We start from the raw sequence: 8,397 nt of genomic DNA on the forward strand, positions 1-8,397 counted from the left end.
CAGGGTCCCTCGGCAGGCGCAGGAGCTGGTTCAACGTCAGGTCCGTGATGCCGTCCGCGCGGTGTACAAGCGGGCCCATGAGCCGTGTGAACGCGGCGCCGTCGCGCCCCAGACCGGCTGCCGTTCGCTCAAGGGAGCGGTAGGCAAGGGCCGCCCGGCCGCCGTCGAGCGGTGTGCCGTACGAGACCTCGGGAACCTCGAGCCGGATCCGCCGGGACAGCTCGAACTGCCGGAAGAACGGCGAGGCCAGGGCCATCGGGTGGACCGCCGAGCAGACATCATGAAAGTGGCCGGGCTCCATGAGTTCCGCTGTGCGCAGACCGCCGCCGGGTGTTGGCGCCGCCTCGTACACGTGCACCTTCAGTCCGGCGCGTGCCAGCGTCACCGCCGCGGCGAGCCCGTTCGGTCCTGATCCGACGACGGCGACATCAGGCATCCGCGGACGCCTTGCGCCAGGGCAGCACGGACGCAGCGGGGTGCAGCAGGTCCACCCGCAAGCGGTCCGGAACGCCTTCGAACGGGCCGCCCTGCGGATCGTCCATCCCGTGCCGGCGGACCACGTCATAGCGGGGGTCCCAGATGTCCCAGGCCACCCGCACCATCAAGTAGCCGGTGGCGATCATATGGAAGACCACGGCGAGGACGTAGTAGGGCATATCAATATTGTGCTGGGAGACGCCGCCGCTGGTCACCTGTCCGAGATACAGCCAGACTGCCGCCCAGTGCAGCCCTTCGAAGGTCTGCCAGATCAGGAAGTCCCGCCAGCGCGGCCGGGCCAGGGCAAGCAGCGGGATGAGCCAGATCACGAACTGGGGCGAGTAGACCTTGTTGGTCAGGATAAACGCGGCAACGATCAGGAAGGCGAGCTGCGCCAGCCGGGGCCGCTGCGGAGCAGCGAGAGCCAGGACGCCGACCAGCACACAGGCCAGCACGAACAGGTTCAGGGCCAGGGTGTTGATCGCTTCCGCCTGCAGGGGGAGCCAGCCCAGGCGGCCGGCGACAAGGTTGTAGGCAAACCATGGCGAGCTGTAGCCGGCCGGCCGGTCCTCGGTGAACTGGTAGAAGTATCGCCAGCCCTCCGGGTTGACGGCGGCGACGGGGACATTGACGGCCAGCCACGCGGCGGCGGCGGCGCCGGCGGTGACCAGGATGGCACGGACCCTGCCGGTCCGCAGGGCAAGGAGCAGGACCGCGCCGAGGACCAGCACCGGGTAAAGCTTGGTGGCAGTGCCCAGTCCGATGAAAATCCCGGCCAGCACGAGCTTGTTCCGGGAGAAGCAAAACATGCCGAGGGCGAGGAGGCCGACGGCCCACATGTCCCAGTTGATGGTGCCGGCAAGGATAATGCCGGGGGCCACCGCGACCATGGCTGCGTCCCATGCCCGGCGGCGGGCCATGCGTGCGGTGGCGAGTACCGTGACGATCCAGACGGCGGCGATCAGGGCGGCGTTGATGTCGAAGTAGGCAAGAATCCGGCCCGCGGAGACGCCCTCGCCGGGCACCAGCAGGGACGTGGCGCCGGCGATGAATCCCATCAGGACGGGGTATTCGAAGAACGTCCCCTGGGTGATGAAGGGAAAGGCACCGTCGCCGAGGCCGCGGTTCTTGAACAGCTCCGGGAAATCCGAATAGCAGGTTGCATAGAACTGGCCCGGGGTTTCCCAGCCGCTGGCGCGGCAGTAGGACTTGAGGAGGATGCCGGCCACGGCTGCCAGGACGGTGAGCAGGATGAGGACGCGTTCCACGGTGAAGAATCCGGGGGAGACGATGCCGGGGGCCGAGCGGCGGCCCATGGGTCCGCCGACCAGCTCCGTGAAGTTCCTCAGCAGGGGGTCGCTGCGGCTCGGGATGACCAGTCGGACACGTCTGCGGTGCTCCGGCGGCTTTGTCTCCTGCATGTCCCCGAGCTTACCGGGGCAGCTGCGGCCGGCCGTGCTGCGCCGGGCGGTGGCAGAAGAACCGTCTCAACCGGCGGCCAGGCGGGTGCTTGAAGGGGGGAGCCCACGCGTCGCCGCGTGGGCTCCTTGCGGATCAGTTCCGATGTCAGTCATCAGTTCCTTCTTCTTATGGACTGGGCCTGCCTCAGCGGATGAGGCCCATCTGGTGCATCACGACATAGACGTCTTCGCGCTTCTGGTCGAGGAGTTGTCCGTTGAACAGCGTCGTGTGCCTTGGGGCCGGCTTGAGGCTCAGGCGCAGGATTCGTTGGAGTTTCTGCTTCATGGTGGTCACCTCCTTCCGGTGGCTCGCGCTGCGTGGTCGGGCTGTAGTGCTGGCAATAGCCACGATGGGCCTTTCTTTGGTTGTGCTGGAAATTGGGGGAGTAATTGGGCATGTCAATTAGGGCCTCTGTGAATTGAGGAAAGATAAGGCCGCAATTGGGCATGCAAATACCCGGCGATAATCCAATAATTTCGCAAGAGCGAAAGAAAGGCCCCTGAACGCGCGAAGCCGCGACCCCAACAAGAAGCTGGGTTCCGAACTTTGGGGATGCTGCGCAACCGCGTGGTTCCGCCTGGGTCAGTCCGCTGTTACGTCACTCCCGGGAAGGGAAGTGACGGTATCGCCTGGCTCGGGACCTAAAGCTAACTAGGCCGCGAACGAGGAGTCAGGAGGCAGTCGGGCCGAAATTTGGGCGCGGTTCAGCGACAGAGGCCGGGGTGGCGGTGACGAAGTACATCCGTCCGCTAGTCAAAGTAATCATTTCTCCCAACCTCCTTTTCTGTTATGCCGTGGCTCCGGCTGACTGGCCGGGCGACGCGCGCCTCGACCCCGGCAGGACGCTCTGGGGTCAGACATAAAAATACACCATGAATGCAGCACTTGACTACAGTATTCATAAACTTTCTTGAAATTACTTTATCAACGCATTTACAGGCCCCAGCGGACCACTGCCGGCGTCTTCTTATCCCAGCCGAGGGTGCAGACTTTTGCGGTCCCCAGGATGAAATGCCGCCCCTCGTGCGGATCGAGCCCCAGCCACCGTGCGGTGAGGATTCGTGAGAAATGTCCATGGGCCACGATCAGCACGTTGTCCAGCCCGGATTCCAGCACCCGGGCCACGATCTTGTCCGCGCGCGCGGCGACGTCATCGAGGGCCTCGCCGTTTGGCACACCGTGGGTCCAGATCAGGTACTCCGGGTTGTCCTTGCGGATGAGGTCCGAGCTGATGCCCTCGTAGTCGCCGTAGTCCCACTCGACCGCGAGCGGCTCCAGTTGCGCGTCGGGGAAGCCGGCCAGTTCCGCCGTCCGCCGCGCCCGGCGCAGCGGGGACGTCAGTACCAGATCAAAGTCGACGGGGTCGAGCACCTTGCGTGCCTCCACGGACTGTTGTTCGCCCTCGACGGTAAGCGGGAGGTCGGTGAGGCCTGTGTACTGTCCGCTCTTGGACCACTCGGTTTCGCCGTGCCGGAGGATCCACAGTTGCGGGCGGGGGCCGTTGGAAGGTGCAATCACTTAGGACTCCTCAGTTGAGAGTGCGACGGCGGACTCGGGTTGGGCTGCCCACCATTCGTGCAGTTTGGCCTCGGCCACGTCGGCATCCAGCGGGCCGTGCTCCATCCGTTCCTCCAGCAGGAACTTGTAGGCGCGACCGACCACCGGGCCAGGCTTGAGTCCCAGGAGTTCCATGATCCGGCCGCCGTCAAGGTCCGGGCGGACGGCCTCAAGGGATTCCTGCTCGCGCAGGGCGGCGATCCTGGCCTCGAGATCGTCGTAGGCGAAGGCGAGCCGCTCGGCCTTGCGCTGGTTGCGGGTGGTGACATCCGAGCGGGTCAGCCGGTGCAGCCGTTCCAGGAGCGGACCGGCGTCGGTGACATAGCGGCGCACAGCGGAATCGCTCCAGCCGGCATCGCCGTAGCCGTAGAAGCGCATGTGCAACTCCACCAGCTTGGCCACGGCCTTGATGGTGTCGTTGTCGAAGCGCAGCGCCTTCATCCTTTTTGATGTCAGCTTGGATCCGGCTATGTCGTGGTGCCGGAAACTCACCGCGCCACCCGGTTCGAAGCGGCGCGTGGCCGGCTTCCCGACGTCGTGCATCAAAGCCGCGAACCGCAGCACGAAGTCCGGCCCCGGGACGGCGCCGTCGGCAGCCGTTTCGAGTGCGGCGGCCTGCTCCAGAACCTGGAGTGAGTGCTGGTAGACGTCCTTATGCCGGTGGTGTTCATCCGATTCGAGGCGCAGGGCGGAGACCTCGGGCAGCACAAAGTCGGCCAGCCCGGTGTCGACAAGGAGGTCCACCCCCGCCCGGGGATGCGCCGCGCAGATGAGTTTGACCAGCTCCTCGCGGACGCGTTCGGCGGAGATCATGGTGATCCGTTCCGCCATCCGGGACATCGCGGCCCGGACGTCCTCGTGCACCGTCACGCCCAGCTGGGCGGCGAAGCGGGCGGCGCGCATCATGCGCAGCGGATCGTCGGAAAAGGAGGATTCCGGGGCGCCCGGGGTGGCGAGGATCGAAGCGTGGAGGTCGCGGACCCCTCCGAAAGGATCCACGAGCTCCAGTCCAGGGAGGCGGAGCGCCATGGCGTTGATCGTGAAGTCGCGGCGCAACAGGTCATCCGTCAGCGAGTTCCCGAACGCCACGACGGGTTTGCGGGAGTCGGGCTCGTACGCTTCCGCGCGGTAGGTGGTGATTTCGATCTGGAAGCCGGCCTTGCGCATCCCGATGGTGCCAAAGGCGCGCCCGATCTCCCAGTAGTTGTCAGCCCACTTCCTGATCAGGGCAACCGTCTGGTCCGGGGTGGCGTCGGTGGTGAAGTCCAGGTCGGGGGAAACCCGGCCCAGGAAGAGATCGCGAACGGGGCCGCCCACCAGGGAGAGCTCATGGCCGGCATCGACAAACCGCTGCCCAAGCTCCAGGACCACAGGGTCTACCTGGAAATCAACAGTGTGCGAGTCAGTCTCGTGATGTGGGTGCGCCATAGTTTCTTAAGCTTGTCAGAAATCCCGGCCAGCACCACACCGAATCCTCCCTGAGTCCCGCCGTTGACGCTGAGCACGGGGACGGAACGGGCGATCCACTTTCCCGGCCGTCCACTTTCCTGCCATGTTTAGGTCATCAAGTGCGGACAAGAGTCGTTAGAGTGGACTTCATGGCCCATCCCGTACCGAGCGCTCCCGGCAGGAGGACAAACGCACCGTTGCCATCGGCAATTGGTGCCAATGTCGCGCCGGTGCAGCACTCCGGACAGGCCTCCCTTCCCACTGTGGAGGAAATCTCCGCGGGCGGCGTTGTGGTCGACACCTCCGACGGCGAACTCCGCGTGGCGATCATTGCCCGCCTTAACCGCGGTGGACGACTGGAATGGTGCCTGCCGAAGGGCCACCCGGAGGGCAAGGAAAGCAACGAGGAAGCCGCCGTGCGTGAGATCGCGGAGGAGACCGGCATCGAGGGCAAGATCCTCGCGCCGCTGGGCAGCATCGATTACTGGTTCACGGTCAGCGGACACCGCGTCCACAAGACCGTCCACCATTACCTGCTGCAGGCCACGGGCGGGGAACTGACAATCGAGAACGATCCGGACAAGGAAGCCGTGGACGTCGCCTGGGTCCCCATCCATGAACTGGCGCGGAAGCTCTCCTTCCCGAACGAGCGCCGCATCGCCGACCTCGCCAAGGAAGTACTGCCGGAGCACCGCTAGGGGCACACAATCCCCTTTAGGGGACGCGGATAGCGCCTTAAGCCGTGCGCGGGTGAGACGATGAAGATAATGTCATCTGCCAAACCCACCCCCGCGCCCTCCGGCCCCGCCGATTCCAAAGCTGTCCAATCCGGAGAAGTCCGTTCCAGCGCCATCATGGCCGCGGGAACGCTGGTTTCGCGTTTCCTGGGCTTCGCAAAGACCTGGCTGCTGGCCGCGGCCCTCGGCCTGGGGTCCACCGTCAACGACACCTTCATCAACGCGAACAACCTGCCTAACCTGATCTTCCTGCTGGTGGCCGGCGGCGTGTTCAACGCCGTCCTGGTGCCCCAGATCATCAAGGCGAGCAAGGCCCCGGACAGGGGGGCGGACTACATCAGCCGGCTGCTGACACTGGCCGTCCTCGTGCTGCTGGCACTCACGCTGCTGGTCACGCTGCTGGCACCGTGGGTCATCCAACTGACCACACAGGGTTACTCGCCGCAGCAAAAGGCCCTCGCGGTGTCCTTCGCTTTCTGGTGCCTCCCGCAGATCTTCTTCTACGGCCTGTACGCCCTGCTGACCCAGGTGCTCAATGCCCACGGCGCGTTCGGGCCCGCGATGTGGGCGCCGATCCTGAACAATGTTGTTGCGATCACCGGGTTGGGCATGTTCATCGGCATCATGGGCACCAACGCGGCCAACCCTCACACGCTGGACACGTGGAGCTCCACCCAGACCTTGCTGGTGGCCGGATTCTCCACCATCGGTGTGATTGCCCAGACCGCCATCCTGCTGGTACCGGTGTTCAGGCTCCGGCTCGGGCTGCGGCCGCGCTTCGGCTGGCGCGGGGTGGGGCTGGGCCAGGCCGCCAGGCTGAGCGTCTGGACCCTGGCGACGGCCGCCGTCGGGCAGTTGGCGTTCCTTTATGTCATGCGCATCGCCACGATCCCCGGCGCGGAACGGCTCCGGCTGGAACAGGCCGGTGATCCGGCCGCCGACTCGCTGCCGGGCAACGCCGTGCTGGAAGTGGCGAGCCAGCTCTATCTGCTCCCGCACTCCATCATTGCCCTGTCCCTGGCCACGGTGCTGTTCAACCGAATGACGCGGGCCTCGCAGGACGGGGACCGGGCTGCGCTGCGGAACGCGCTCTCGCACGGACTGCGGACCATGGCCGTGGCGACGGTATTTGGGGCCCTGGCCCTGTTCGCCCTGGCCGGCCCGCTGGGAATGTTCTTCTCCGGCGGGGTTCCCCAGGACGGCGTCATGCTGGCCCAGACGCTGACCATCCTTGCCCTCAGTACGCCTTTCATGAGCGCTAACTTCATGATGTCCCGCGTTTTCTACGCCAACGAGGACGCCCGGACACCCTTCTTCATCCAGCTGGTGCTGGCCCTCGTGAACGTGGTTGCCGCCTTCACCATCCAGTTCCTGCCGTTCGACCAGATCATCTTCGCCATCGCCATCCTTTATACGGGCGGCAATATCCTGTCCGTGATCGTCAGCGCGGTCTTCCTGCGGCGGCTCCTCGGGCATCTGGACGGCCCGCGGATCGCGAACTCCTACATCCGGATGGGCTATGCCGCGCTGGGTTCCGCGCTTGCCGGTGCCGTGGCTTTGTGGCTGCTGGGCAGCTACAGCCGGGACGGCTTCGCCTGGAGCACCCCCATCGCCGCACTGGTGACGATCGTCGTCGTCGGTCCCGTCATGCTGGCGGCCTACCTGCTCCTGCTGAAACTCTTCCGGGTGACCGAGCTGAGCGACCTCCTGCAGCCGCTGCTGGGCCGCCTGCGCCGCCGCCCGGCTCCGGAGGCCCCTGCCGGGAACCTTCCTGACCATGCCGCTGCAGCGCGTACCCGACCGGAACGTGCCACTGTCTCGGTGGACACCGGCCTCATTCCGAGGATTTCCGGGGAATTCGACGCCACTTCCTTCCGAGCCGGACCCGACCTGGGCGAACAGGACGAACGGGCCGGACGCGGCGGACCGGAGGGCGGCTACCTGCCCGCCGAGGATCTGCCCAGCACCGCGGAGGGCGGCCTGGGCGGCGATGTCCCCCTGCCCGGGCGCAGGACATACCAGGGCCCGGCCGGTCACAACCCGTATTTTCCGTTCGGGGGGAAAAAGAAAAAGTAACCAGTAGGCTTCGCAGCGCCGTGCTTCCGAGGCCGGGACACTGCATCAGCTAGGATCGAAGACTAACAAGGGGAGTTGCAGACCACGGGTCCACCGGCTTACCGGGCGGCCTGCGGTCACTGATGAAGTGATCAGTTCAGCGGCTCCCGGACAGTCTAGGAGGAACCCGTGTCCCACCCGATCGATGTCGGATCAGTACTTGGTGGCCGTTACAAGGTCACTGCCACTGTACTGACCTCACATGACCAGGATCTGGTGCTGGACGGTGTGGACCAGGTGCTCAACCGTGCCGTGAGCATCCTTGTGGCCGGCCCCGGCAACGCGGATCAAGTGGCACAAAGTGCCCGGGAAGTGGCCACCGGCGAGCGTCCCGGCAGCGTGCAGATCCTTGACCTCGGGGTCAGCGACGCCACGACATACCTCATCACCAACCACACGTCGGCCGCTGATCTGCTGGACCTCGTGGTCTCTTCCAACCCGCCCTACGTCGAACCGTTCTTTACCGACACGCTGGGCAGCGAAATCTTCGGCCAGCCGCGCTCCAACGAGCCCGAAACCTACGACGGCCTCTACGACGAAGAAGAAGTAGACGCCGGGTATATCAACTATGGGCAAAACCAGCAGCAGGCCGCACCGGCCG

General features: G+C 65.4%; 7 protein-coding genes and 1 pseudogene. 3 read left to right on the top strand and 5 right to left on the bottom strand.

Annotated elements, in window-relative coordinates; translation table 11 throughout:
• The 5 genes from K789_RS0108585 to K789_RS0108605 form a co-directional block, all read right to left on the bottom strand.
• Positions 1-436, bottom strand: a 436-nt coding sequence (locus K789_RS0108585) for a phytoene desaturase family protein (protein WP_029704782.1), incomplete at its 3' end; no start/stop codon positions are given.
• Complete coding sequence (locus K789_RS0108590) at positions 429-1,898, bottom strand: glycosyltransferase family 87 protein (RefSeq protein WP_024366402.1); 1,470 nt, start codon at positions 1,896-1,898, stop codon at positions 429-431. The genes K789_RS0108585 and K789_RS0108590, both read right to left, overlap by 8 nt.
• A gap of 184 nt (positions 1,899-2,082) precedes the next feature.
• The gene (locus K789_RS25620; RefSeq protein ID WP_192815752.1) at positions 2,083-2,223 is read right to left on the bottom strand and encodes a hypothetical protein; all 141 of its coding nucleotides are present in this window, start codon (positions 2,221-2,223) and stop codon (positions 2,083-2,085) included.
• 648 nt (positions 2,224-2,871) lie between these two features.
• Positions 2,872-3,456: a histidine phosphatase family protein gene (locus tag K789_RS0108600; RefSeq protein ID WP_024366403.1), complete on the bottom strand. Its 585-nt coding sequence runs from the start codon at positions 3,454-3,456 to the stop codon at positions 2,872-2,874.
• Positions 3,457-4,923 (bottom strand): CCA tRNA nucleotidyltransferase, encoded by a 1,467-nt coding sequence (locus tag K789_RS0108605; protein ID WP_024366404.1) that lies wholly within the window; start codon positions 4,921-4,923, stop codon positions 3,457-3,459.
• Between the two features lie 218 nt (positions 4,924-5,141).
• On the opposite strand from K789_RS0108605, the gene K789_RS0108610 reads away from it, so the two are divergent.
• From K789_RS0108610 to K789_RS0108620, 3 genes and pseudogenes are all read left to right on the top strand, one after another.
• Positions 5,142-5,642, top strand: a complete 501-nt coding sequence (locus K789_RS0108610) for an NUDIX hydrolase (RefSeq protein WP_024366405.1) — start codon at positions 5,142-5,144, stop codon at positions 5,640-5,642.
• A gap of 69 nt (positions 5,643-5,711) precedes the next feature.
• Complete coding sequence (gene murJ, locus K789_RS0108615; protein ID WP_024366406.1) at positions 5,712-7,757, top strand: murein biosynthesis integral membrane protein MurJ; 2,046 nt, start codon at positions 5,712-5,714, stop codon at positions 7,755-7,757.
• A 168-nt stretch (positions 7,758-7,925) separates the two neighbouring features.
• Positions 7,926-8,397 (top strand): annotated as a pseudogene (locus K789_RS0108620) (ABC transporter substrate-binding protein); the annotation flags it as partial.

The sequence above is a fragment of the Arthrobacter sp. TB 26 genome, from assembly GCF_000427315.1.
Lineage (GTDB): Bacteria > Actinomycetota > Actinomycetes > Actinomycetales > Micrococcaceae > Arthrobacter.